The sequence below is a fragment of the Streptomyces sp. NPDC016469 genome (genome assembly GCF_040632905.1).
Taxonomy (GTDB): domain Bacteria; phylum Actinomycetota; class Actinomycetes; order Streptomycetales; family Streptomycetaceae; genus Streptomyces.
The window spans coordinates 29654-55070 of record NZ_JBEYCQ010000033.1; the positions used below are offsets into that span (position 1 = coordinate 29654).

19 protein-coding genes and 1 pseudogene are annotated in these 25417 nt (G+C 70.4%); 18 read left to right on the plus strand and 2 right to left on the minus strand.

Going from position 1 to position 25417, the window contains the following annotated elements; all coding sequences use genetic code 11:
* Positions 1-186: 186 nt before the first annotated feature.
* Positions 187-615 (plus strand): ATP-binding protein, encoded by a 429-nt coding sequence (locus ABZ565_RS29505; RefSeq protein WP_361033496.1) that lies wholly within the window; start codon positions 187-189, stop codon positions 613-615.
* Between the two features lie 194 nt (positions 616-809).
* Positions 810-3371 (plus strand): SpoIIE family protein phosphatase, encoded by a 2562-nt coding sequence (locus tag ABZ565_RS29510; RefSeq protein WP_361033499.1) that lies wholly within the window; start codon positions 810-812, stop codon positions 3369-3371.
* A gap of 18 nt (positions 3372-3389) precedes the next feature.
* Here the strand turns inward: ABZ565_RS29510 and ABZ565_RS29515 are convergent, their stop codons facing one another.
* Together ABZ565_RS29515 and ABZ565_RS29520 are read right to left on the minus strand one after the other, a co-directional pair.
* Positions 3390-4103, minus strand: coding sequence for a PspA/IM30 family protein (locus ABZ565_RS29515; protein ID WP_361033397.1), 714 nt, complete (start codon positions 4101-4103; stop codon positions 3390-3392).
* Between the two features lie 100 nt (positions 4104-4203).
* Positions 4204-6294: a TPM domain-containing protein gene (locus tag ABZ565_RS29520; RefSeq protein WP_361033502.1), complete on the minus strand. Its 2091-nt coding sequence runs from the start codon at positions 6292-6294 to the stop codon at positions 4204-4206.
* A 166-nt stretch (positions 6295-6460) separates the two neighbouring features.
* On the opposite strand from ABZ565_RS29520, the pseudogene ABZ565_RS29525 reads away from it, so the two are divergent.
* The 16 genes and pseudogenes from ABZ565_RS29525 to ABZ565_RS29600 form a co-directional block, all read left to right on the plus strand.
* A pseudogene (locus ABZ565_RS29525) lies at positions 6461-6568 on the plus strand (acetylxylan esterase); the annotation flags it as partial.
* Between the two features lie 97 nt (positions 6569-6665).
* Positions 6666-7118 (plus strand): MarR family transcriptional regulator, encoded by a 453-nt coding sequence (locus ABZ565_RS29530; RefSeq protein ID WP_361033400.1) that lies wholly within the window; start codon positions 6666-6668, stop codon positions 7116-7118.
* A gap of 11 nt (positions 7119-7129) precedes the next feature.
* Complete coding sequence (locus ABZ565_RS29535) at positions 7130-8536, plus strand: MFS transporter (RefSeq protein ID WP_361033505.1); 1407 nt, start codon at positions 7130-7132, stop codon at positions 8534-8536.
* A 33-nt stretch (positions 8537-8569) separates the two neighbouring features.
* Positions 8570-9121 (plus strand): isochorismatase family protein, encoded by a 552-nt coding sequence (locus tag ABZ565_RS29540; protein WP_361033403.1) that lies wholly within the window; start codon positions 8570-8572, stop codon positions 9119-9121.
* Between the two features lie 204 nt (positions 9122-9325).
* Complete coding sequence (locus ABZ565_RS29545) at positions 9326-11635, plus strand: ABC transporter family substrate-binding protein (protein WP_361033406.1); 2310 nt, start codon at positions 9326-9328, stop codon at positions 11633-11635.
* A 117-nt stretch (positions 11636-11752) separates the two neighbouring features.
* On the plus strand, positions 11753-12412 hold the full coding sequence (locus ABZ565_RS29550; RefSeq protein ID WP_361033409.1) for a hypothetical protein: 660 nt from the start codon (positions 11753-11755) through the stop codon (positions 12410-12412).
* 138 nt (positions 12413-12550) lie between these two features.
* A complete protein-coding gene (gene typA / locus ABZ565_RS29555) occupies positions 12551-14458 on the plus strand; it encodes a translational GTPase TypA (protein ID WP_361033412.1) in 1908 nt (635 codons plus the stop codon).
* A 460-nt stretch (positions 14459-14918) separates the two neighbouring features.
* Positions 14919-16562, plus strand: coding sequence for an ABC transporter substrate-binding protein (locus ABZ565_RS29560; protein ID WP_361033415.1), 1644 nt, complete (start codon positions 14919-14921; stop codon positions 16560-16562).
* A 165-nt stretch (positions 16563-16727) separates the two neighbouring features.
* Entirely contained in the window at positions 16728-17660 is a 933-nt protein-coding gene (locus tag ABZ565_RS29565; protein WP_361033508.1) for an ABC transporter permease, read from the plus strand.
* Entirely contained in the window at positions 17653-18609 is a 957-nt protein-coding gene (locus ABZ565_RS29570) for an ABC transporter permease (RefSeq protein ID WP_361033418.1), read from the plus strand. The genes ABZ565_RS29565 and ABZ565_RS29570 overlap by 8 nt, the downstream gene beginning before the upstream one ends.
* Before the next feature lie 10 nt (positions 18610-18619).
* On the plus strand, positions 18620-19678 hold the full coding sequence (locus tag ABZ565_RS29575) for an ABC transporter ATP-binding protein (protein WP_361033421.1): 1059 nt from the start codon (positions 18620-18622) through the stop codon (positions 19676-19678).
* A complete protein-coding gene (locus tag ABZ565_RS29580) occupies positions 19671-20816 on the plus strand; it encodes a dipeptide ABC transporter ATP-binding protein (protein WP_361033424.1) in 1146 nt (381 codons plus the stop codon). The genes ABZ565_RS29575 and ABZ565_RS29580 overlap by 8 nt, the downstream gene beginning before the upstream one ends.
* A 177-nt stretch (positions 20817-20993) precedes the next feature.
* Positions 20994-21470 (plus strand): hypothetical protein, encoded by a 477-nt coding sequence (locus ABZ565_RS29585; protein ID WP_361033427.1) that lies wholly within the window; start codon positions 20994-20996, stop codon positions 21468-21470.
* Positions 21471-21790: 320 nt separating this feature from the next.
* Entirely contained in the window at positions 21791-23422 is a 1632-nt protein-coding gene (locus ABZ565_RS29590; protein ID WP_361033430.1) for an ABC transporter substrate-binding protein, read from the plus strand.
* 100 nt (positions 23423-23522) lie between these two features.
* A complete protein-coding gene (locus tag ABZ565_RS29595; protein ID WP_361033433.1) occupies positions 23523-24446 on the plus strand; it encodes an ABC transporter permease in 924 nt (307 codons plus the stop codon).
* The gene (locus tag ABZ565_RS29600) at positions 24439-25413 is read left to right on the plus strand and encodes an ABC transporter permease (protein WP_361033436.1); all 975 of its coding nucleotides are present in this window, start codon (positions 24439-24441) and stop codon (positions 25411-25413) included. Before ABZ565_RS29595 ends, ABZ565_RS29600 begins: the two co-directional genes overlap by 8 nt.
* The last annotated feature ends 4 nt before the right edge of the window (positions 25414-25417 follow it).

Genomic DNA, 25417 nt, shown 5'->3' on the forward strand with positions numbered 1-25417 from the left:
GCGGGAGGATCATGGCGCGGCGCGCGGAACCAGGGGTATGCGCCCCCGCTTCCCGGGCACCCGTACGTGCGCGCCGCCGTACACCCGTACGCCCCGCGTGTCGAGCCCGGCGGTATTTGCTCCTTGATATCGGGTATGTGGTGTTTGGCCCCCGCGTACAGGACGTCACCGTTGCCGGCTCTGGGAGTGATCGGCGTGACCGATACCGAAGGCGATCACGCCGAGTGGAGTTTTCCGGCTGTCCCCGGTGCCGTGCGCACCGCCCGGCACGCCGTCCAGGACACCCTGCGTGGCTGGGGGCTCGACGCCGCCGTCGGTGACGAGGCGATGCTGCTGGTCAGCGAGCTGGTCACCAACTCCATGCGCTACACACCCGGCCCCATCGGGGTGCGGCTGCTGCGCCCCCAGCCGGACGGGGACCGCTCCGCCGCCCGCTCCGGCCTCCTCGTGGAAGTCTCCGACCCCCTCCCCGACCCACCCACCGAACGTACGGCGGGACCCGACGACGAGAGCGGCCGGGGACTGCAGCTCGTGGCCTGTGCGGCCCGGCGCTGGGGGACCCGGCGGGGAAAGAGCGGCAAGACGGTGTGGTTCGAGCTGGCTCTGCCTGGTTAGGAGTGAGGTGGGACGCACAGCGATCACCGAAGGTCGGGGCCGAACCTGGCTGAAATGGACTGAGACCGTGCTGTGATCGTGAACGCCGTGCCGGACGGGGCCGTAGTGCTGAATACTGCGGGCATGACCGGTCCGGTGTGTGAGCTGGAGGGGACGGTCGCGTGAGCGAAATACCTGGGACAGCGGGCGACGTCGTGTGGCAGAGCAGTCCGCCCGGCTCGATCTACGACTACATAAGAGTCGCCTCCTTCTCGATCGGGCCCGACGGGCTGATCGAGCAGTGGAGCCGCCGGGCCGCCGGTCTCTTCGGCGTGGCCGCCCACGAGGCCGTGGGCAGGGACCCGGTCGAGGCGTTCCTGCCCGGCGAGGTCCGCCGCGAGGGCCACCGCAGGATCGGGGAGGTGCTCGACGGCAAGGAGTGGACGGGTCTCGTCCCCTTCCGGATGCCCGGCGGGGACGGGGTGCACGGGCTCGCCGAGATCTATGTGATGCCCAGCGAGACGGCCACCGGCGAACGGGCGGCCGTCTGTATCGTCGTGGACGTCCGCGCCCTGCGCCGTATCGAGACGGACCTCGCCGCCTCGCAGGCGATTTTCGGCCAATCTCCCTTCGGTTTCGTCCTGTTCGGCACCGACCTCACCGTCGTCCGGGCCAACGAGCGCTTCGCCACCGTCTTCGGCGGCCGGGCCGACGACCACCGGGGCCGCACCGTCGGCGACTACCTCACCGGCGCCGAGGCCGACCGCCTGACCGCCACGCTCGAACGGGTCCTGGAGACGGGCAACTCCGTCACCGACCTCCAGCTCGTCGGCACGGCCCCCGGCGACACCGAGCGCCGCCACTGGTCGATGAACCTCTACCGGGTGCACAGCGGATCGGGCCGCCCCATCGGCATCGCCGGGCTCGCCACCGACGTGACCCGGCGTCACACCGCCGCCCGCGAGGCCGCCAGCGCCCGCCGCAACCTCGCCCTGCTCAACGAGGCGAGCGCCCGCATCGGCAACTCCCTGGACCTGGAGACCACCGCCCGCGAACTCCTCGACGTCGCCGTCCCGGTCTTCTGCGACCTGGCCTCCGTCGACCTCTACCAGGCCCTGCTCACCGGGGACGAGGCAGCGCCCGGCGGCTGGAGCCCGCTCAGCCAGGAGGCGGTCGGCGGCTCCGCCGAACTGCGCCGCGTCGCCTTCGCCAGCGCCGTGTCCGGCGCCCTGCCCCATGCCCGGGGCTCGTCCGACTCCGGACCGCCGGGCGGCGCCGCCGCGCCCCCCGCCCTCGGCTCCGTCCACCGCTACCCCTTCGGCTCGCCGTGCGCCACGGCGCTGCGCACCGGCCGTGTGGAGGACGTGCCGGGCGACGAGCGGGGCTTCGTGCAGTCCACGCTGGCCGTGCCGATGGTCGCCCACGACACCGTGGTGGGCCTCGTCCGCTTCTCCCGCACGAAGGGCAGCGAGCCGTTCGACGCCCGGGACCGGGCCCTCGCGACCGAGCTGGCCGCCCGCGCCGCCGTCTGTATCGACAACGCCCGCCTCTACCGCCGCGAGCACGAACGCGCGCTGATCCTCCAGCGCAGCCTGCTGCCCCCCGGCGACCCGGAGGCCGCCGGGCTCGACATCGCCTGCCGCTACCTGCCGGGCAACACCGCCAACGAGGTCGGCGGCGACTGGTTCGACGTGATCGAGCTGCCCGGACACCGCACCGCGCTCGTCGTCGGCGACGTGATGGGGCGCGGCCTGCGCGCCGCCGTGGCCATGGGCGAACTGCGCACCGCCGTGCGCACGCTGGCCCTGCTCGACCTGGAACCCGCCGAGGTGCTGTCCGCGCTGGACGAGGTCGCCCGGGGCCTCGGCACCCCCGGGGCCGCCCCCGCGTCCGGTGGCGGGGGCGCCCAGTGGCCCGGCCGCGCCGCGCACAGGGCCCGCGAGGCGGACCTCTCCGAGGTGTACCTGGCGACCTGCGTCTACGCGGTCTACGACCCGGTCACCCGGCGCTGCACCTTCGCCAACGCGGGCCATCTGCCGCCCGTCGTGGTCGAGCCGGGGGAGGCCGCGACGCTCCTCGACGTACCGCCCGGGATGCCGCTGGGCGTCGGCGGCGAACCGTTCGAGGAGGTCGAGGTCGAGCTGAAGGAGGGCGCGCTCCTCGCCCTCTACACCGACGGCCTCGTCGAGTCCCGCGACCACCCGCTGGACGAGGGCCTGGCCGCCCTCCGCAAGGCCCTGGTCGAACCGGCCCAGCCGCTGGAGGACGTCTGCGACCGGGTCCTCGGCTCGCTGCACACCCGGCACGGCGAGGACGACATCGCGCTCCTGATGGCCCGCATCCAGGGGCTGCCCACCGAGGCCGTCGGCGACTGGCGGCTGCCCCGCGAGCCCCGCTCGGTCGGCCGCGCCCGCGAACTGGCCCGGGGCCAGCTGACCAGCTGGGGCCTCGATGACCTGGTGGACACCACGGAGCTCCTGGTCAGCGAGCTGGTCACCAACGCCCTGCGCTACGGCGAGGGCGAGATCCGGCTCCGCCTGCTGCGCGACCGCACCCTGGTCTGCGAGGTGTGGGACGCCGGTCTCGTCCAGCCGAGGCGCCGGCGCGCCCGGGACACGGACGAGGGCGGCCGGGGCCTCCAGCTGGTCGGGCTCCTCAGCGCGGCCTGGGGGGCGAGGCGGACCCCGCGCGGCAAGACCGTCTGGTTCGAACTGCCGCTGCCCGACGGGCGGCCGGCCGCCGAGCGCTCGGTGGAGGAGCTGCTCAGCATGTTCTGAGCGTGCCGGGCGCGCGGCTCACTTCGTGGTCTTCAGCGCGGCGAGGCGGGCCTCCACCTCGGCGCTGTCGCCCAGCGCGTCCAGCTCCTCGAACTGCGCGTCCAGCGAGGAGGCCGCCAGCTCCTGCTTGCCCAGGGCCCGCGCCTCCTCGCGCCGCACCTTGTCCTCGAACCGGCTCAGCTCGCTCGTCGGGTCCAGGACGTCGATGCTCTTCACCGCGTCCATCATCCGGTTCTGCGCCTGCGCCGACTTGGCGCGCGCCACCAGTTCGTCCCGCTTGGCCTTCAGCTCGGACAGCTTCGCCTTCATCTGGTCCAGGCCCGTCCTGAGCTTGTCGACCACCTCGGTCTGCGCGGCGATGGTCGGCTCGGCGGTCGCGGCCTCCTTCTCCGACCGGAGCTGCCGGCCCAGCGCGACCTTCGCCAGGGTGTCGAACTTGTCCGCCTCGGGCCCGGAGCCGCCCGCCCGCAGCTCATCCGCCTTACGGCTCGCGGCGAGCGCCTTGCCGCCCCACTCGCGTGCCGCCTCGACGTCCTCCCGGTGGTCCTGCTCCATCAGGCGGAGGTTGCCGATGGTGGCGGCCACGGCCTGCTCGGCCTCCGCGATGTTGGCGGTGTAGTCGCGGATCAGATGGTCCAGCATCTTCTGCGGATCCTCCGCCTGGTCGAGCAGCGCGTTGATGTTGGCCTTGGCCAGCTGGGTGACACGGCCGAGGATGGTCTGCTTGCTCATGGGGGCCTCTCTCGTCAGGTTGTGCCGCTCGTGGGGTGACGCATGCGGGGCCGGCGCCGCTCGTGGGTTACGCATACGGCTGTACGGGAAGCTCCTCGCGTCAGAAGCGCCCGCCGCCGCCCCGGCGGCCCCGCGTCCCGCCGCCGCCGAAGCTGCCGGGTCCGCCGCCTCCGCCGAAGCCGCCGCCCAGACCCCCGCCGCCGAATCCGCCCCGGCCGCCCCCGCCCATCAGGCCGCCGAGGATGATGCCGCCCAGCACCGCGCCGCCCATGCCCCCGCCGCCTCCGCCCGCCATGCCCCCGGGGCCGCCGCGCCCGCCGTACCCGTACCCGCGTACGTCCTGCTCGGCCAGGCTCCGCGCCTCGCCGGCCAGCGCGTCCGCGCGGTTCGCCTCGGCCAGGGCGGCCTGCGGGTCGCCGGTGCCCGCCAGTGCCGCGGCCCGCTCCAGCCGGCGCTGCGCCTCGGCGAGCCGGGTCCGGGCGGTGCTGCCGACCGCGCCCCGGTGCGTGGTCACGAAGTCCGCGGCGGCCGCGACCGCCGCGCGCGCGGCGAGCAGCGCCCCGTCGAGCAGCGAGCGCGCCCGGGTGTCGCCCTGTTCCCGCTCCCGGGCCCCGGCCAGCGCCTCGTCCAGCGCCCGGTCCGCCTCCTCCACCCGGCGCAGCGCGTCGATCGGGTGGTAGCGGCCGCCCCGCTCCTCGCCCACGTCGCCGGCCACCGCCCGGGCGCGGGCGATCCGGCCGCTCAGGTCGGCGGTGGACGTCCCCTGCGCCATCCCGTCGAGCAGCCCGCCCGCGTCGGCGAGGTCGGTGTCCAGTTCGGTGAGCGCGGCGGCCAGCCGGTCCGCCGCCTCGTCCAGCTCGCGGGCGCGCCGCTCCACGCCGTCGACGAGGGTGCCCGCCTGGTCGAGCGCGCCCTCGGCGGCCCGGACGTAGACGGCCGCCGCCGCGTGGTCGCCGCCGTCCACCGCCTGCCGGGCCCGGTCGAGGGACGAGGTCGCGAAGGCGAGCCGGTCCCCGGCCTGGCCGGCGTCCTCGGCGACGGGGGCCGACGCCTGGTCGGCGTACCGCTCGCGCATCGAGGCGAGCGCGGACTCGGCGGCCGGGACGCGGCCGGTCAGCTCGCGGAGCGCGGTCTCGGCGGCGGCCAGGGCCTGCGGCGCCTCGCGCTCCAGCTCGCGCAGCCGGTCGAAGTCCTCGGCGACCGCGTCGAGGCGGCCGTCGGCGTCCGCGCAGCGGCCGATGATCTCGTCCAGCATCCGCCGGCGCGTCTCGTCGTCCTCCGGGAACGCGTCGTCCAGCTGCTGGCGCAGCCGGAACGCGGTGGTCAGCTCGCCCTTGGCGTACGCCACCGCCTCGGCGAACGGCGCGGCGGCCTCTTCCCCGAACTGGGCGGTGGCGAACCCCAGCTCCTCCTCGCTCGTGCGGACCGCGTCGTCGGTGGCGACGAGCGTCTCCTTGGCCTTCGCGTCGAGCTCCGGCAGCGGGGTGGGCGGCGGCAAGCCCCCGCCCCAGCCGGTCGTGCCGGGCGTCGTACGGGTGGTGGCGCGCCGCTTGCGCCGCAGGAAGGCGTACGCGGCGACGGCCGCCACCGCGCAGAGGAGGACGATCGGAAGGAGGAGGTCGCCGGTGCTGGTGCCGCCCGAGCCGGAGCCCGGGTCGGAGGCGCCGGGGGTGATCGCGGGCACGGGCACGGGTTCGCCGGCCAGGACGGCGGTGTAGCCGTCGGCGGCCCCGATCGCGGCGCCCGCCCAGTCGTTCCGCTTCAGCGCCGGTTCGATCGCGGTGTTCGCCACGTCCCGCAGCTGCGCGTCGGTGAGGGGGGCGTCCTGGTCGACGGAGTAGGCGTACTGCCGGGCGTGGGTGGCGACGGCGAGCAGGATGTCGTCGCGGCCGAGGCCGTTGCGGTCGGCCGTCTCGTCGGCCCAGTCCTGCGGGGAGCGCCCGGAGAAGTCGCGTACGTACGCCACGAAGAGCTGGAGGCGGTGCTCGGCGTAGAGCCGGTCGAGGGCCGTGACCACCTGGGGGCGGCGGTCGCCGAGGGCGCCCACCTTGTCGGTGATCTGCCCGTCGCGGGACAGCGTGACCGGGTCGTCGGCGCGGGCGGCCGGTGCGGGGGCCAGGGCCAGCCAGCACACCGTCAGGAGCACGGCGAGCAGGGACCGGCCCGGTATGAGGATCCGGGTTCGGCTCACGGGCGGCGTCACGTTTGTGAGGCTATGTCCACCTCTGGGCGGCCGCGACACGAGGTGCCGAGGCCGACACCTTCTCCGTGAGCCCGTCGCATCCATGCCGTCGCGCCCATGACGTCCTTCGCGCACGACTTCCCCTTCGACCCCCCTGAGGAGGAGAGCGACGGCGTTATGCCTCCACGGGGTGGCCCGCACCTCGGTCGGCGGCATCCGCCCGGGCGGCCGGCTCGCGCTGCCCGCGGAGCCCGTACGGCACGGGTTCGTCATCGGCCACGGCCGCCGCGCGGGGGAGCGGAGCTGACGGTGGCGGCGACCGGGCCGGAGAAAAACAGGTCGCCTTGCAAGGTGGCCTGTCGTTCTCGTACGGTGGATGTATGACGCAAGCATCTGGGGCGGCCCCGGACCCCACGGCCGAAGAGGTGGCGAACCAGCTGGCCGCCGTGGTGAGCCGGCTGCTGCGGCGGCTGCGTTCCTCCTCGTCGGAGTCGCTGCTGACGCCGACCCAGCGCTCGGTGCTGGCCCGGCTGGACGACGGGGGCGCCGCGACCACGGCGGACCTGGCCCGCGCCGAATTCGTACGCCCGCAGTCCATGCGGCTGACCCTGGGCGCGCTGGAGACGCAGGGGCTGGTCGAGCGGGCGCCGGACCCGGCCGACGGCAGGAAGTCCGTCATGTCGGTCACGGAGGCCGGGCGCGCCACGCTCGCCCGGGTCCGGGCCGCCAAGCGGAACTGGCTGGCCGAGGCCGTCGCCGCCGAGCTGGACGGGCACGAGCGGCGGACGGTCGCCGAGGCCGTGGCCCTCATCGAACGCCTGGTCGGTTCGTGACCGCTCGCGAGGTGCTCCCCGGAGCGGTACGCGCTGCGGCCCGCCCGGACCGGACGGCGCCCGACCCCGGCTTCGGCGCCCGGCTCACCGCACCGCTGCTGCTCGGCTCACTGCTCAACCCGCTGAACACCACCATGATCTCCACCGCGCTGGTGGCGATCGGGCACCACTTCTCCGTCGGCGCCGCCGACACCGCCTGGCTGATCTCCGTCCTCTACCTCGCCAGCGCCGTCGCCCAGCCCGTCCTGGGCCGGCTCGCCGACGTCCTCGGGCCGCGCCGGGTCTTCCTCGCCGGGCTCGTCGTGGTCGTCGCCTCCGGCCTGGTCGGCACCTTCGCGCAGGGCTTCGGCCAGCTGATCGTGTCGCGGCTGCTGCTCGGCATCGGTACGTCGGCGGCCTACCCGGCCGCGATGGCGGTTCTGCGCGACGAGTCGGCCCGGATCGGCCGGGCGACCCCGCGCCCGGTGCTGGCCCGGCTCTCCTTCGCCGCGCTCGGCAGTGCGGCGGTCGGGCCCACGCTCGGCGGACTGCTCGTCATGACGGCCGGCTGGCGCGGCATCTTCGCCGTCAACGTGCCCGTGGCGCTCATCGCCCTCGGCGCGGCCCTGCTCTGGATCCCCGCCGACCCGCCCCGCGCACGCGTGGCCGGCGGCCCTGCGCCCCGGCTGGGGCTCGACCCGCTCGGCATCGGCCTGTTCGCGAGCGCGCTCACCGTCCTGGCCGTCTTCCTGCTCGACCTCGCGCACCCGATGTGGTGGCTGCTCGCGCCGTTCGCCGCGCTGGGCGCCGCCCTCGTCTGGTGGCAGCTGCGGACCCCCGCCCCCTTCATCGATCTGCGGATGCTCGCGGGCAACGGCGCGCTCTCGCGTACGTACCTCCGGCACGGGATCAGCTACCTGCTGATCTACTGCGTGATGTACGGATACACCCAGTGGCTGGAGGAGTCCCGGGGCTACTCCTCCGGGCACACCGGACTCCTGATGCTGCCGATGTCCGTCGCGGCGCTGGTGTGCTCGCTGCTCGGCGCCCGTACGAAGGGCATCCGGGGCCCGCTCGTCCTGGCCTGCGTCCTGCTCACCGCCGGGGCCGGAATGCTGTTCCTGCTGTCCGGCGACGCGCCGGTCGCCCTCCTGCTGCTCGCCGGCGCCTGCTTCGGCATCCCGCAGGGACTGATCGGGACCAGCAACCAGGCGGCCGTGCAGGCATACGCGCCGCCCGCCTCCGTCGGCTCGGCCGCCGGCCTCCAGCGCACCGCCCAGTACATAGGGGCGATCACCGCCTCCAGTCTCATCGCCCTGGCCTACGGGCAGTCGGCCGGCGACCGGGGGCTGCACCTGATGGCCGCCGTCGCCGCCGTCCTGGGCCTTCTGCTCATCGTCCTCACCGTCACCGACCGCGCCCTGCGCGGGCGCACCTGATCGTCCGTAAGCACCACCACAAGGAGCACCACCATGACCGCCACCGTCCTCGACCCCCGCACCGCGCTGATCGTCGTAGACCTCCAGAAGGGCATCACCGCCCTGCCCGCCGCCCACCCCGCCGCCGACGTCATCGCGAACGCCGCGACCCTCGCCGACGCCTTCCGGGCCAAGGGCCTGCCCGTCGTCCTGGTCCGCGTCACCGGCGGCGCCCCCGGCCGCACCGAGGGCCCGGCCCGGTCCGGTCAGCCGGCCGCCGACTGGGCCGAGATCGTGCCGGAGATGGGCCCCGGCGAGGGCGACATCATCGTCACCAAGCAGCAGTGGGGCGCCTTCTACGGCACCGACCTCGACCTCCAGCTGCGCCGCCGGGGCGTCACCCAGGTCGTGGTGGCCGGCATCGCGACCAGCATCGGCGTCGAGTCCACCGCCCGCTCCGCGCACGAGCACGGCTACCACGTCACCCTCGCCACGGACGCGATGACCGACATGAGCGGCGAGGCCCACGACAACAGCGTGCAGCGGATCTTCCCGCGCCTCGGTGAGACCGGCACGACCGACGAGATCGTCAAGCTCCTGGGCTGACCGGACCCGCACAGGACGGAGCGCCGCGGCGCTCCGCCGTACGGGTGGGCTTCGGGGCGTACGCGCCGTGTCGGCGCGGCGTTCCCGCGCGAGGGCGTTTTCAGTGGAGGGGCGGAACCAGTGTGATCAACTGCAAATGCCACCAAAAACGCTCAATCAGGCCCATTCCCGGTGCGGGGTAGGCCGTCCCCGGAGGTATCAGCCATGTCCCACGTCGGCGTCCCGCGCGGGACGGCCCGAAAGCGGCGCATCCCCGCCCTCCTCACCGCAGGCGTCCTCACCCTCCCCGTGCTGGCCGGATGCGGCTCGGGCGGGGAGGAGACCGCGGCCGTCGCCGCCGTACCGCAGGACGTGGCCCGCGCCGCCCGCGCCCAGGTCGCCGACGGGGGCAAGGTCACCTGGGCGATCGACGCGCTGCCCGCCACCTTCAACGCCTTCCAGGCGGACGCCGACAGCGCCACCACCCGGATCACCGGCGCCCTGCTGCCGACCCTCTTCCCGCTCGACGCCCAGGGCCGGCCGCAGCTCAACCCCGACTACCTCGAATCCGCGAAGGTGACCGAGACCGAGCCCCGCCAGGTCGTCGTCTACCGGCTCAACCAGCAGGCCGTCTGGAGCGACGGCCGAGGGATCGGCGCCCCGGACTTCGTCGCCCAGTGGCGGGCGCTCAGCGGCAAGGACTCCGCGTTCTGGACCGCCCGCAACGCCGGGTACGAACGCATCGAGAAGATCGAGCGCGGCCACGACGACCTGGAGGTCAAGGTCACCTTCGCCAAGCCGTACGCGGACTGGCGCTCGCTGTTCTCGCCGCTCTACCCGAAGCAGGTGACGGGCTCCCCGGACGCCTTCAACGACGGCGCGCGCACCACCCTCAAGGCGACCGCCGGGCCGTTCCGGCTGCGCGAGGTGGACAAGAAGGCCGGGTCCGTCACGCTGACCCGCGACCCGCGCTGGTGGGGCGGCCGCGCCAAGCTGGATTCGCTGGTCTTCAAGGCCGTCGAGCCCGAGGACCGCACCGACGCGCTGGCCGAGGGCGCCGTCGACATCGCCGACATCGACTCCACCACCGCCCACCGCATCGCCCAGGCGGCCCGCGAGGGCGCGGCCGGCGCACCGCCCGCCCACGGCCCCGGCGCCGCGCAGAGCCCGGCGGACGCCCTGCGCTCCTGGGCCGTGGCGCACGGCACCGACGAGGAGGCGGCCGAGGAGGAGCAGGAGGCGCGGGACGACAAGGCCAGGGCCGCCGAGGCGTACGCCACCGAGCAGAGCGGGCTGCGCGCCTACGTGGTCCGCAAGTCGCTGGAGCCCGCCTACACCCAGCTCGCGCTGAACGGCGAGACCGGGCCGCTCGCCGACGACCGGGTGCGCCGGGCGGTGGCCCGCGCCCTGGACCGCCAGGAGCTGGCCGACACCGTGCTCAAGCCGCTCGGACTGCCCGCGCAGCCGCTCGGCAGCCACCTCGCCGTCGCCGGGCAGCCCGCGTACCGGGACGGCAGCGACGCGCTCGGCAAGCAGGACACCGAGCAGGCGCAGGCGCTGCTCGCCGACGCGGGCTGGACGCGCGAGGGCGCCCTGAGCCGGAGCGACGGCACCAAGGCCGGCAGCGAGGGCGAGAGGAAGGGCACGGAGAAGAAGGGGAACGCCGGCAAGGACGCGGACGACGGCAAGGGCAACCGGGCCGCGGGCGAGCCCGCCGCCGACGACGGCCTCTACATCGTCGGCGACGACAAGCCCGGCGGCACCCACGTCCTGGCCCCGGCCCCCGACGCCGCCGCGCAGAGCGCCGCCCTGCTGCGTCAGGCCGGGCACCTCGGCTCCACGGGCACCTCGGAGGACGCCCGGGACGCCGTCCGGGCCCAGGACCGGCAGCCCGGAGGCGCCGCCGGAGCGTACGCCCCGGCGGGCACCGCGGCTCCGGCCGGTGCGGCCGACACCGCGCGCGGTCCGCTCGGCAAGAACGGCAAGCCGCTGAGCCTGCGCTTCGTCCTGCCGTCAGGACCCGGCTCGGCCGGTCTGCGTACCGTCGGCGAGAAGATCGCCGCGATGCTCGACACGATCGGCATCCGCACGGTGATCACCAAGGTCTCCGACGACAGCTACTTCCGCGACCACGTGGCCTCGGGCGACTACGACATGGCGCTGTACTCCTGGCCCGCCACCGCTTACCCGGCCACCGACGACCGCCCGATCTTCGCCAAACCGCTGCCCGCGTCCGACGGCTCGCTGCTCGTGGAGCAGAACTACACCCGCGTCGGCACGGACCACATCGACCAGCTCTTCGACCAGGCGGCGTCGGAGCTGGACGAGAAGGCCGCCCGGGACCTCGTGCGGCAGGCGGACGCCCGGATCTGGGCCGCCGCGGGATCGATTCCCCTCTTCCAGCGCCCCCAGCTGGTCGCCACCGGCAAGCAGCTCGTGAACGTCGGCGCCTTCGGCCTCGGGGTGCCGCACTACCAGGACATCGGCTACAAGGCCCCGCAGACGGCGGGCGCTCCGGCCCAGAGGAAGAAGTAGCGGACATCCGCACCTCGGGGGTTGCTCAAGTCGCTTGTCCGTGAGGTCCCTTACGGCAACCGTGGTCCGTGACCACCGGTGAATTCCACCGGAAGAACGGGCCACGGGGGCGGAACCATGAAGCGGACACGAGCGGTCACCACGGCTGCGGTCATGATGGCGGCGGGCCTCCTCATCGGGGGCTGCACCTCGACGCCGGGCGACCGGGGTGCCGACGACCCGGCCCCGGCCCGGTCGTCGGCGGCGACGGCGGACGAGGCCGTCGCCCGCGAGCCGCAGGCGTGCCGGGGCGGCACGTACACCTGGTTCAACCTGCGCCAGGACTGGGTGATCAACGGGGTCGCCGATGCCCAGCATGTGACAACCCGGTCCGCCCGGGTCGCGAAACCGATCCGGCGGCTGCGCACGGACCCGGTCACCGTGGAGACCGAGGGCGCGGAGGCCGTCCTCCACGCCCTCGGGGCGAGGGTCGGGCTGGTGTCCGCGGACGACGACCCGGCGGAGGGGTCCGGCCTCGGCGAGCCGGGCACGTACGCGCCGCTCGATGAGCCGCTGGGCCGGCTCAGCGACCTGAGGAGCAGTGCGCGGCTGGTGAGCTTCAGCTACTTCAAGCTGATCGAGACGGACTTCCGCTACACGTGCGCCGGCGGCGGGCAGCCGGTCGTGGGACACGTGTCGACCTGGGGGCCTTCCGGCGGGGGCGCGGTGAATTGCGACGAGCCGCTGGGCAAGGACGCCTCCTCCGCCGCGCGCGAGGCCGTCCGGCTGTCCTGCTAGAAACCGCCCGGGAAGCCGCAGCAGCGGCCGCCCCGTACCATGGGAGTAGCCGTGGCGCGTCCGCCCGGCGGGCGTACGAGGACTCAAGACCGACCCAGGCGCCTGAATCCCCGATCCGAGAGAAGCGCAAGCCACACCATGCCCACGCGCCACGACATCCGTAACGTAGCCATCGTCGCCCACGTCGACCACGGCAAGACGACCATCGTCGACGCCATGCTCAAGCAGGCCGGCTCCTTCGCCGCGCACGCCGCCGAGTCGCTCGACGACCGCATGATGGACTCGAACGACCTGGAGCGTGAGAAGGGCATCACGATCCTGGCCAAGAACACGGCCGTGAAGTACCACCCCAAGGATGGCGGCGACGTCATCACCATCAACATCATCGACACCCCCGGCCACGCCGACTTCGGTGGCGAGGTCGAGCGCGGCCTGTCGATGGTGGACGCGGTCGTGCTTCTGGTCGACGCCTCCGAAGGCCCGCTTCCGCAGACCCGCTTCGTGCTGCGCAAGGCGCTCCAGCAGCGCCTGCCCGTCATCCTGTGCATCAACAAGACGGACCGCCCGGACTCCCGTATCGACGAGGTCGTCAACGAGACCTACGACCTCTTCCTCGACCTGGACGCGGACGAGGAGCAGATCGAGTTCCCGATCGTCTACGCGTGCGGCCGTGACGGCATCGCCTCGCTGACCAAGCCGGAGGACGGCACGGTCCCGGCGGACTCCACCAGCCTGGAGCCGTTCTTCTCCGCGATCCTGGAGCACGTCCCGGCCCCGACGTACGAGGAGGGCGCGCCGCTCCAGGCGCACGTCACCAACCTCGACGCCGACAACTTCCTCGGCCGCATCGCGCTCCTCCGCGTCGAGGAGGGCGAGCTGCGCAAGGGCCAGACCGTCGCCTGGATCAAGCGCGACGGCTCCATCCAGAACGTGCGCATCACCGAGCTGATGATGACCGAGGCGCTCACCCGCAAGCCCGCCGAGGTGGCCGGCCCCGGTGACATCTGCGCCGTCGCCGGTATCCCGGAGATCATGATCGGTGAGACCCTCGCCGACCCGGAGAACCCGGTCGCGCTGCCCCTGATCACGGTGGACGAGCCCGCGATCTCCATGACCATCGGCACCAACACCTCGCCGCTCGTCGGCCGGGGCGGCACCGGCAAGGGCGCGGAGGCCAAGGCCGCGGTCAAGGACCGCAAGGTCACCGCCCGCCAGGTCAAGGACCGCCTGGACCGCGAGCTGATCGGTAACGTCTCGCTGCGCGTCCTGGACACCGAGCGCCCCGACGCCTGGGAGGTGCAGGGCCGCGGTGAGCTGGCGCTGGCCATCCTGGTCGAGCAGATGCGCCGCGAGGGCTTCGAGATGACCATCGGCAAGCCCCAGGTGGTCACCAAGCAGGTCGAGGGCAAGACGTACGAGCCCGTCGAGCGCATGACGATCGACGTGCCCGAGGAGCACATGGGCGCCGTCACGCAGCTCATGGGCGTCCGCAAGGGCCGCATGGACAACATGTCGAACCACGGCTCCGGCTGGGTCCGCATGGAGTTCGTCGTGCCGTCGCGCGGCCTCATCGGCTTCCGTACGGAGTTCCTGACGAACACCCGCGGCACGGGTATCGCGCACTCCATCCACGAGGGCCACGAGCCGTGGTTCGGCACCCTGACGACCCGTAACAACGGTTCGCTGGTGGCCGACCGCGCCGGTGCCGTCACCGCCTTCGCGATGACGAACCTCCAGGAGCGCGGCGTGCTGTTCACCGACCCCGGCACCGAGGTGTACGAAGGCATGATCGTCGGCGAGAACTCGCGCGCCGACGACATGGACGTGAACATCACCAAGGAGAAGAAGCTCACGAACATGCGGTCCTCGTCGGCCGACTCGTTCGAGGCGATCGTCCCGCCGCGCAAGCTCTCCCTGGAGCAGTCCCTGGAGTTCTGCCGCGACGACGAGTGCGTCGAGGTGACCCCGGAGGCCGTCCGCATCCGCAAGGTCGTCCTCGACCAGAAGGAGCGCAGCCGCTCCGCCTCGCGCGCCAAGCACGGCTGAGCCGCTACCGGTAGGCGATTTCCGGCCGACGATCCGTCAGCTCCAGGCATTGCCGTAGCCCAGGGCCCTCACAGACACTGTGGGGGCCCTGGGTCTTGGTCAACCGGTTTTCGGCTTGCCTGTCCAGCATCTGAGACAGTTTCATCCGATTATCGGAGGTTGCTCTCCGAAACGTGTGTTAACAGTCCGTTTCGGGGGTGTCTGTCTGGGATCACTTTGTCCGGATTTTGGTCCGCGCAAGGGACGGATGTTGTCAAACCGAGACCCTTTAAGTGTGGTTTACGGCCCAGTCGTACTTAATAGTTGGCTCCATTGAGCTCGGGTCAATGGGTCACGCACTGTGGGGAGTGCGCCGACTCACGAGCACACTAAGGGCACTGAACGATCACCGTCAGGGGTGTCGGTGTATCGACCCAGTGCCCTTCTTGTAGTCAAAAGTGGACTCATGAGGAGGAAACCCATGCGTGGTGCCAAGAGCGCCAAGTGGGTCGCGGGAGCGGCCATCATCGCCCTGGCTGCGACTGCCTGTGGTGGCGGCGACGACGATGCCGACAAGGGCAGCAAGAACAGCGCCAAGGGTGCTGTGAACCCGGACGGTTTCTTCTCCGTCGAGGTCGGCGAGCCGCAGAACCCGCTGCAGCCGGCCAACACGATGGAGTCGAACGGCAGCATCGTCACCGACGCGATCTTCTCGCAGCTGGTGGACTACGACCCGTCCGGCAAGCTCGAGATGATCAACGCCGAGTCCGTCGACACCAAGGACTCGAAGCTCTGGACGGTCAAGCTCAAGAAGGACTGGAAGTTCCACGACGGCACCCCCGTCACGGCCGAGTCCTACATCAAGGCCTGGAACTGGGCCGCCAACATCAAGAACAACCAGACCAACGCGTCCTGGTTCGGCGACATCAAGGGCTTTGCGGACGTCCACCCGGAGGACGCGAAGGCCAAGCCGAAGTCGGACACCATGTCCGGTCTGAAGAAGGTGGACGACTACACGTTCACCATCGAGCTCAACGCCCCGCTCCCGTACTTCTCGTACAAGCTCGGCTACACGGTCTTCTCCCCGCTGCCCGAGTCCTTCTACGCGGACCCGAAGGCCGCCGGTGAGAAGCCGGTCGGCAACGGCGCGTACAAGTTCGTCAGCTGGGACCACAAGAAGCAGATCAAGGTCGAGCGCAACGACGACTACAAGGGTCTCGACAAGGCGAAGAACGGTGGTGTGATCTTCAAGAACTACACCACCCTCGAGACCGCCTACGAGGACCTGAAGTCGGGCAACGTCGACGTGCTCCGCCAGATCGGCCCGAAGGACCTCCCGGTCTACCGGTCCGACCTCGGTGACCGCGCCGTGGACAAGGCGTACTCCGCGATCCAGACGATCGCCGTCGCCTTCTACACCGACCAGTGGAAGAACATCGACCCGAAGGTCCTCCAGGGCCTGTCGATGGGCATCGACCGCGACACCATCACCAAGACCGTGCTCCAGGGCACGCGTGAGCCGGCCACCGGCTGGGTCGCCAAGGGCGTGCTCGGCTACCAGCCGAACGCCACCGGCGACGTCACCAAGTACGACCCGGCCAAGGCCAAGAAGCTCATCAAGGAGGGTGGCGGCGTCCCGGGCAACAAGATCTCGATCCAGTTCAACGCCGACGGCGGCCACAAGGAATGGGTCGAGGCGGTCTGCAACAGCATCACGCAGTCGACCGGCGTCAAGTGCACCGGTGACTCGAAGGCCGACTTCCAGGCCGACACCAACGCGCGTGACGACAAGCAGGTCAAGTCCCTGTACCGCTCCGGCTGGGTGCTCGACTACCCGGTGAACGCCAACTTCATCTCGGACCTGTTCCGTACCGGCGCCGCGGGCAACCAGGGCGACTTCTCGAACAAGAGCCTGGACGCGGAGATCAAGAAGGCCGACTCCGCCGCCTCCCTCGAGGACTCCGTCGCCGCGTACCAGAAGATCGAGAAGGAGCTGGTGAACTACATGCCCTCCATCCCGCTCTGGTACTACAAGGTCAACGCCGGCTACTCGGAGAAGGTCCAGAACGTCGACTACGCCCAGGACGGCGACCCGATCCTGACGCAGATCGAAGTCAAGAAGTAATCACACCGACGTAGTCCGCGCGCACGCGCGGGACCGCAGAAGAACGGTCCCGCGCCTGCCGCTCGCAGTGGCCGGGGGGCCCTTCCACGCAACCGACCCACCCTCAGGGGCAGTCGGCGCGGGGGAGGGCCCGTCGGCTGCCGCCGCCTATTACATGGAGGCATGATGGGGCGCTATGTCGCACGACGACTGCTCCAGATGATCCCGGTCTTTCTCGGGACAACGCTGCTGATCTTCCTGATGGTCTACACGCTGCCCGGCGACCCCGTGCGCGGGCTCTTCGGGGACAAGGGTGCCGACCCGGCCACTCTGGCGAGACTTCGCCACGAGAAGGGTCTCGACCTTCCGATCCTGCAGCAGTACTGGAATTACATGACAGGCATCGTCCTGCACTTTGATTTCGGTGACCAGATAGCCAGCGGACGTCCCGTCACGGATGTTCTCGGCGACGCGTTCCCCGTCACCCTCCGCCTGGCCGGCATGGCGTTCGTCATCGAGATCATCATCGGCATCGGGCTCGGCACCGTGGCCGGTCTGCGAGCCGGCCGGCTCGTCGACAACGCGATCTTGGTGTTCACGCTGCTGATCATCTCGATCCCGGTGTTCGTCCTCGGCTTCATCGTCAAGACGGTGTTCGCCTTCCAACTCGGCTGGATCTCACCGAACGTCTCGGGAGAAGCCAAATGGAGTGAGCTGCTGGCACCTGCGATCGTGCTCGGTTCGCTCTCACTCGCCTACGTGGCCAGGCTCACCCGTACGACGATGGCCGAGAATCTGCGCTCGGACTACATGCGGACCGCGGTCGCCAAGGGCCTCCCGAAGCGCCGCATCGTGGGCATCCACCTGATGCGCAACTCGCTGATCCCCGTCATCACCTTCCTCGGCACCGACCTCGGCGCGCTCATGGGCGGCGCGGTCGTCACGGAGGGCCTGTTCAACGTCAAGGGCGTCGGCGGCACGATCTACGAGTCCATCGTCAAGCGCGAGGGGACGACGCTCGTCGGCCTCGTCACCATCCTCGTGCTCGTCTACCTCTGCATGAGCCTCATCGTCGACCTGCTGTACGCGGTCCTGGACCCGAGGATCCGTTATGCCTGACGCCACCAAGACCGCTTCCGCCCCCGCGCCCGAGGACGCCAAGGCGCCCATCGCGGACCCGGCGGCCACCGTGAAGGCCGAGAAGGCCCGCAGCCTGTGGGGCGACGCCTGGCGGGACCTGCGCTCCAACTGGTACTTCATCATCTCGTCCGTGCTCATCGTCATCCTCCTGGTGATGGCGGTGTTCCCGGGCCTGTTCACCAGCGCCTCGCCGACGTCGGCGGACCTGGTGCACCACTACCTGGGCAAGCCCGAGCTGAGCAAGATCGGCTCCGAGGGCTGGCTCGGCTACGACGGCCAGGGCCACAGCGTCTACGCGCGTGTCGTGTACGGCACCCGCGCCTCGATCACCGTGGGCATCTGCGTCACGATCCTGGTCACCCTCTTCGGCGGGCTCATCGGCATGCTCGCCGGTTACTTCGGGGGCTGGGTCGACGCCCTCCTCTCCGGGTTCTTCACCAACGTGTTCCTCGGCATCCCCTTCCTGCTCGGTGCCATGGTCGTGCTGCAGGCCTTCACCGACCACTCGGTCTGGGTGGTCGTCTTCGCGCTGGCGTTCCTGGGGTGGACCCAGATCGCGCGTGTCATGCGAGGCGCGGTGATCGTGATCAAGCAGTCGGACTACGTGCAGGCCGCCAGGGCGCTGGGGGCGGGGACCAACCGGATTCTCTTCCGGCACATCCTCCCCAACGCCATGGCACCGGTGATCGTGGTCGCCACCATCTCGCTCGGTGTCTACATCTCCGCCGAGGCGACGTTGTCCTACCTGGGTCTGGGACTCGGAGACCCGACGATCTCCTGGGGCATGGACATCTCCGCCGGTGCCAGCTCGATCCGCGTCGCACAGCACATCCTGCTGTACCCGTCGATCTTGCTCAGCATCACCGTATTGGCGTTCATCATGCTCGGCGAAGCCGTCCGCAACGCCCTCGATCCGAAGTCGCGATAGGAGGGCGAACGTGGCCACCATCAACAAGACCGCCGAAGTCCCGTCCGCACGCCGGGGTGACGACCACGTCGGTCCCCTGCTCGAAGTCCGTGACCTGCACGTGGAGTTCCACACCCGCGACGGTGTGGCCAAGGCGGTCAACGGGGTCAACTACAGCGTGGACGCCGGGGAGACCCTCGCCGTGCTCGGTGAGTCCGGCTCCGGCAAGTCCGTGACGGCGCAGGCCATCATGGGCATCCTCGACATGCCGCCCGGGAAGATCCCGCAGGGCGAGATCCTCTTCCGCGGCCAGGACATGCTCAAGATGTCCTACGAGGAGCGCCGGAAGATCCGCGGCCAGAAGATCGCCATGATCTTCCAGGACGCACTGTCCTCGCTGAATCCGGTGCTCACCGTCGGCTACCAGCTCGGCGAGATGTTCCGGGTCCACCAGGGCCTCTCCAAGAAGGAAGCCCGCGCCAAGGCCATCGAGCTGATGGACCAGGTGAAGATCCCGGCCGCCGCGGCCCGGGTCTCGGACTACCCGCACCAGTTCTCCGGCGGTATGCGCCAGCGCATCATGATCGCGATGGCGCTCGCCCTGGAGCCGGACCTGATCATCGCGGACGAGCCGACCACCGCGCTCGACGTGACCGTCCAGGCCCAGGTGATGGACCTGCTCGCGGAACTCCAGCGCGAGTACAACATGGGCCTGATCCTGATCACCCACGACCTGGGTGTCGTCGCGGACGTCGCCGACAAGATCGCGGTGATGTACGCGGGCCGGATCGTCGAGACCGCCCCGGTGCACGAGATCTACAAGCGCCCCGCGCACCCGTACACCAAGGGTCTGCTGGCCTCGATCCCGCGCCTGGACCAGAAGGGCCAGGAGCTCTTCGCGATCAAGGGCCTGCCGCCCAACCTGCTGCACGTGCCGTCGGGCTGCGCCTTCAACCCGCGCTGCACCATGGCCCAGGACATCTGCCGTTCGGACGTTCCGGTCCTCCAGCCGGTGACCGAGCAGGACGGCACCGAGCTGGCCGGCCGCCGCAGCGCCTGTCACTTCTGGAAGGAGACGATCCATGGCTGACATCTCGAAGGAGTCCGTGGACGCCACCCCCAACGTCTCCGAGGTGGAGACCGTCGACGCGGCGAGCGAGGCGGAGGCCGTAGCCGCCATCGACGCGCCCGTGTCGCAGGGGGAGCCGATCCTCCAGGTGCGCAACCTCGTCAAGCACTTCCCGCTGACGCAGGGCATCCTCTTCAAGAAGCAGGTCGGCGCGGTCAAGGCCGTCGACGGCATCTCGTTCGACCTGTACGCGGGCGAGACGCTCGGCATCGTGGGCGAGTCCGGCTGTGGGAAGTCCACCGTCGCCAAGCTCCTGATGACGCTGGAGCGGGCCACCGCCGGCGAGGTCTTCTACAAGGGCCAGGACATCACCAAGCTGTCCGGCCGTGCCCTGAAGGCCGTCCGCCGCAACATCCAGATGGTGTTCCAGGACCCGTACACCTCGCTCAATCCCCGTATGACGGTGGGCGACATCATCGGTGAGACGTTCGAGATCCACCCCGAGGTGGCGCCCAAGGGCGACCGGCGGCGCAGGGTCCAGGAGCTCCTGGACGTCGTCGGGCTCAACCCGGAGTACATCAACCGCTACCCGCACCAGTTCTCCGGCGGCCAGCGCCAGCGCATCGGCATCGCCCGCGGCCTCGCGCTCAACCCGGAGATCATCATCTGCGACGAGCCGGTCTCCGCGCTCGACGTGTCGGTGCAGGCGCAGGTCGTCAACCTGATGGAGAAGCTCCAGGACGAGTTCAACCTCTCCTACCTCTTCATCGCGCACGACCTGTCGATCGTCCGGCACATCTCCGACCGGGTCGGCGTCATGTACCTCGGCAAGATGGCCGAGATCGGTACGGACGCCCAGATCTACGACCACCCGACGCACCCCTATACCCAGGCGCTGCTGTCGGCGGTCCCGGTCCCCGACCCGGAGGCCCGCGAGGGCCGCGAGCGGATCATCCTCACCGGCGACGTCCCGTCCCCGGCCAACCCGCCGTCGGGCTGCCGCTTCCGCACCCGCTGCTGGAAGGCCCAGGACAAGTGCGCCACCGAGGTGCCGCTCCTCGCGGTCCCCGAGCGCTTCAAGGCCTCGAAGACGCCGGCCGCCCACGAGTCGGCCTGCCACTTCGCTGAGGAGAAGGACGTGGTGCACGCGGCCTCGTAACCCGCCGCGCGCGACGAAGGCGCCCCGGAACCGATCGGTTCCGGGGCGCCTTTTCCGTACCGGACCCAATGTGCCTCGAAGCACGCTCGATCATCGCTGCAGTGGCTGCGCGGCTGGGCCCCGTGACCATTAGGGTCGGCGGACGACGGGGGATTTCGAAAAAGGAAGTGATGGGAAATGAAGGCTCGTTCTGCGATTGGAATCTTTTCTTCCGCCATGATCTGCGTGGGGGTTAACTTTGCTGTAGCCCCCCACGCCTCCGCGGTCACCTTCGAGACGGATTACGCGGTCAAGACGAGCGCCAATCCGAACTACACCAGCAGTGGCTGGTGGTATCAGGGGGCGGCGGGAGTCGGTGGGAACGAGATGTCCGCGTTCCAGTCCTACGGTGACGTCTGGTGGCTTCTGGACGGCTTGGCGGACGGCAAGTCAGTCGCGGTGAAGTGGTGGAACATGCGCAACGGAAAGCTGATTCGCCAGGGCGTCTGTATAAACAACCACGGCTCCCCGTCCTGGGCCAAGTGCAACAAGGACTTCGCGGAGGACAGCACTCTTGAGGCCGAGACGTGCCTCTACGAGTCGAGCACCAAAACCTACTCGAAGTGCAATGGTCAGGGCTATCCGTTCAGGGTGAGCGACGCCAGCAACGTCTGACCCGAGTCGTGGGGAATTCGCATAGACGCCCGGCCGATTTTCCGGCCGGGCGCTTTTGCGTGGGTTCGATGAACAGGGCGGCAGCGGCGGGACCGCGCTGCGGAAACCGGCCGACGACGCGACTCGTGCTATGCCGGAAGGAGCCGCGCTGGTGGCCCCGCACACGGTGGCGATCCGGCGGCCGGACGCGGGTCGCGTCCGGGCCCCGGTGGTTCCCTTCAGTTGCGACCGACACTTTCGGCCGCAGTACGAGTGCACTCATCCTCCTATGAGGCGATATTTGACCTCACGTAAGCCGGAGCAGAACGAGGAGGCACTCCATGCGCGGAGCCACGCACGTCAAGTGGGCCGCATGCGCGGCGGCAGTCGCCCTGGCGGCGACGGCCTGCGGCGGGGGCGACAGCGGTGGCGGTGGAGGTGGCGCCGACGGCATCGTCAGCTCGTCCTGGGGCGACCCGCAGAACCCGCTGGAGCCGGCCAACACCAACGAGGTGCAGGGCGGCAAGGTGCTCGACATGATCTTCCGGGGTCTGAAGAAGTACGACCCGAAGACCGGCGAGGCCACGAACATGCTCGCCGAGAAGATCGAGACCAAGGACAACCAGAACTTCACGGTCACGGTGAAGGACGGCTGGACCTTCAGCAACGGCGAGAAGATCACCGCCAAGTCCTTCGTGGACGCCTGGAACTACGGCGCCCTCCTGAAGAACAACCAGAAGAACGCCTACTTCTTCGGCTACATCGACGGCTACGACAAGGTCCACCCCGAGTCCGGGAAGGCCGGCGCCACCAAGCTGTCCGGCCTCAAGGTCGTGAACGACAAGACCTTCACGGTCAAGCTGTCGCAGAAATTCTCCCTGTGGCCCGACACCCTCGGCTACCCGGCCTTCGCCCCGCTCCCCAAGACCTTCTACACCGACCACGCCGGCTGGCTCTCCAAGCCCGTCGGCAACGGCCCGTACACCATCGACAAGTACACCAAGGGCTCCTCGATGAGCCTGCGCAAGTGGGACGACTACCCCGGGGACGACAAGGCCCAGAACGGCGGCATCGACCTCAAGGTCTACACCGACAACAACACCGCCTACACCGACCTGACGGCCGGCAACCTCGACCTTGTGGACGACGTGCCCGCCTCGCAGCTCAAGAACGTCACGTCGGACCTCGGCGACCGCTACATCAACACCCCGGCCGGCATCATCCAGACCCTCGCCTTCCCGTTCTACGACAAGAACTGGAACACCCCCGGCGCGGTCAAGGTCCGCCAGGGCCTGTCGATGGCGATCAACCGCCAGCAGATCACCGACCAGATCTTCCAGAAGACCCGCACCCCCGCGTCCGACTGGACCTCCCCGGTCCTCGGCGAGGAGGGCGGCTTCAAGAAGGGGCTCTGCGGCAAGGAGTGCACGTACAACGCCGCCGAGGCCAAGAAGATGATCGAGGACGGCGGCGGCATCCCCGGCGGCCAGCTCAAGATCTCGTACAACGCGGACACCGGCTCGCACAAGGAATGGGTCGACGCCGTCTGCAACAGCATCAACAAGGTCATGGGCAACAACAAGGCGTGCGTGGGCGCCCCCGTCGGCACCTTCGCCGACTTCCGCAGCCAGGTCTCCCAGCAGAAGCTGCACGGCGCCTGGCGCGCGGGCTGGCAGATGGACTACCCGCTCATCCAGAACTTCCTGCAGCCCGTCTACTACACCAACGCCTCGTCCAACGACGGCAAGTGGAACAACAAGCAGTTCGACGACCTCGTGGACAAGGCCAACGCCGAGTCCGACAAGGCCAAGGCCGTCTCCACCTTCCAGGACGCCGAGAAGGTCATGGTCCAGCAGATGCCCGTCATCCCGCTCTGGTACCAGAACGGCAGCGCCGGCTACTCGGAGAACGTCACCAACGTCTCGCTGAACCAGTTCAGCGTCCCGGTGTACGAGCAGATCAAGGTCAAGTAAGGGGACGAAGCCGGGTGACCCGTGCGGTGACGCACCGGCCGCCCGGCTTCCCCGTCCCCCGACTCCTCAGCCTCCGTCCCCGCGACCCCCGGAGCCCTTCATGGGACGTTATGTGATCCGGCGGCTGCTGCAGATGATCCCGGTCTTCTTCGGCACCACGCTGCTGATCTTCCTGATGGTGAACGTGATGGGTGACCCCATCGCCGGTCTCTGCGGCGACCGCCAGTGCGACCCGGCGACCGCCGCCCAACTCCGCACGGAGTTCGGCCTCGACAAGCCGGTGTGGCAGCAATACCTCACCTACATGGGCAACGTCTTCACCGGCGACTTCGGCACCGCCTTCAACGGGCAGAAGGTCACCGAGCTGATGGGCACCGCGTTCCCCATCACCATCCGCCTCACCCTCGTCGCGATCGTCTTCGAGATCGTCATCGGCATCAGCCTCGGCGTCGTCACCGGGCTGCGCCGCGGCCGGCCGGTCGACACCACCGTCCTCATCCTGACGCTGATCGTGATCTCCGTCCCGACCTTCGTCACCGGTCTGCTGCTCCAGCTGCTCCTGGGCGTCGAGTGGGGCGTCATCAAGCCGTCCGTCTCGCCCGAGGCCCCGCTGAACGAGCTGCTCATCCCGGGCCTGGTCGTCGCCTCCGTCTCGCTGGCGTACGTCACCCGGCTCACCCGGACCTCGATCGCCGAGAACACCCGCGCCGACTACGTCCGTACCGCGACCGCCAAGGGGCTGCCCCGGCGCCGCGTGGTCATCCGGCACCTGCTGCGCAACTCGCTGATCCCGGTCGTCACCTTCATCGGTACGGACGTGGGTGCCCTGATGGGCGGGGCGATCGTCACCGAGCGGATCTTCAACATCCACGGCGTCGGCTACCAGCTCTACCAGGGCATCCTGCGCCAGAACTCGCAGACCGTCGTCGGCTTCGTCACCGTCCTGGTGCTCGTCTTCCTGGCGGCCAACCTGATCGTCGACCTCCTCTACGCCGTACTCGACCCGAGGATCCGCTATGCCTGAGCAGACACCGGACGAGGCGATCTCGGCCGCCGGAGCCGGCGGGCCGACGGACCTCGCGCTCGCGGAGGGCGACAGCCTGGAGAAGACCCCCGGCGGCCCCGAGGGGACCGGGCCGGACACCAAACCGCAGAGCCTGTGGTCCGACGCCTGGCGCGACCTGCGCCGCAACCCGGTCTTCATCATCTCCGCGCTGATCATCCTCTTCCTGGTGGTCATCTCGATCTGGCCGCAGCTCATCGCGTCCGGCGACCCGCTCGACTGCGACCTCGGCAAGGCCCAGCAGGGCTCCCAGCCGGGCCATCCCTTCGGCTTCGACGGACAGGGCTGCGACGTCTACACCCGCGTCGTCTACGGCGCCCGCAACTCCGTCACCGTCGGCATCTGCTCCACCCTCGGCGTCGCCCTGATCGGCAGCGTCCTCGGCGGCCTCGCGGGGTTCTTCGGCGGCTGGTGGGACGCGTTCCTGTCCCGGCTCACCGACATCTTCTTCGGCATCCCCGTGGTCCTCGGCGGCCTGGTCTTCCTCTCCGTGGTGACCAGCTCCACCGTCTGGCCGGTGATCGGCTTCATCGTCCTGCTCGGCTGGCCGCAGATCGCCCGCATCGCCCGCGGCTCCGTCATCACCGCCAAGCACAACGACTACGTCCAGGCCGCCCGGGCCCTCGGCGCGTCCAACAGCCGGATGATGCTGCGCCACATCGCGCCGAACGCCGTCGCCCCGGTCATCGTCGTCGCGACCATCGCGCTGGGCACGTACATCTCGCTGGAGGCGACCCTGTCGTTCCTCGGCGTCGGCCTGAAGCCGCCCGCCGTCTCCTGGGGCATCGACATCTCGGCCGCGTCGCAGTACATCCGCAACGCCCCGCACATGCTCCTCTGGCCCGCCGGCGCGCTGGCGGTCACGGTGCTGGCCTTCATCATGCTCGGCGACGCGGTGCGCGACGCCCTCGACCCCAAGCTGCGCTGAGGAG

Coding starts and splice junctions, on each gene's coding strand:
- ABZ565_RS29515 (WP_361033397.1), bottom strand. CDS start 4,103: ATGAGCAAGCAGACCATCCTCGGCCGTGTCACCCAGCTGGCCAAGGCC.
- ABZ565_RS29530 (WP_361033400.1), top strand. CDS start 6,666: ATGACGCAAGCATCTGGGGCGGCCCCGGACCCCACGGCCGAAGAGGTG.
- ABZ565_RS29540 (WP_361033403.1), top strand. CDS start 8,570: ATGACCGCCACCGTCCTCGACCCCCGCACCGCGCTGATCGTCGTAGAC.
- ABZ565_RS29545 (WP_361033406.1), top strand. CDS start 9,326: ATGTCCCACGTCGGCGTCCCGCGCGGGACGGCCCGAAAGCGGCGCATC.
- ABZ565_RS29550 (WP_361033409.1), top strand. CDS start 11,753: ATGAAGCGGACACGAGCGGTCACCACGGCTGCGGTCATGATGGCGGCG.
- typA (WP_361033412.1), top strand. CDS start 12,551: ATGCCCACGCGCCACGACATCCGTAACGTAGCCATCGTCGCCCACGTC.
- ABZ565_RS29560 (WP_361033415.1), top strand. CDS start 14,919: ATGCGTGGTGCCAAGAGCGCCAAGTGGGTCGCGGGAGCGGCCATCATC.
- ABZ565_RS29565 (WP_361033508.1), top strand. CDS start 16,728: ATGGGGCGCTATGTCGCACGACGACTGCTCCAGATGATCCCGGTCTTT.
- ABZ565_RS29570 (WP_361033418.1), top strand. CDS start 17,653: ATGCCTGACGCCACCAAGACCGCTTCCGCCCCCGCGCCCGAGGACGCC.
- ABZ565_RS29580 (WP_361033424.1), top strand. CDS start 19,671: ATGGCTGACATCTCGAAGGAGTCCGTGGACGCCACCCCCAACGTCTCC.
- ABZ565_RS29585 (WP_361033427.1), top strand. CDS start 20,994: ATGAAGGCTCGTTCTGCGATTGGAATCTTTTCTTCCGCCATGATCTGC.
- ABZ565_RS29590 (WP_361033430.1), top strand. CDS start 21,791: ATGCGCGGAGCCACGCACGTCAAGTGGGCCGCATGCGCGGCGGCAGTC.
- ABZ565_RS29595 (WP_361033433.1), top strand. CDS start 23,523: ATGGGACGTTATGTGATCCGGCGGCTGCTGCAGATGATCCCGGTCTTC.
- ABZ565_RS29600 (WP_361033436.1), top strand. CDS start 24,439: ATGCCTGAGCAGACACCGGACGAGGCGATCTCGGCCGCCGGAGCCGGC.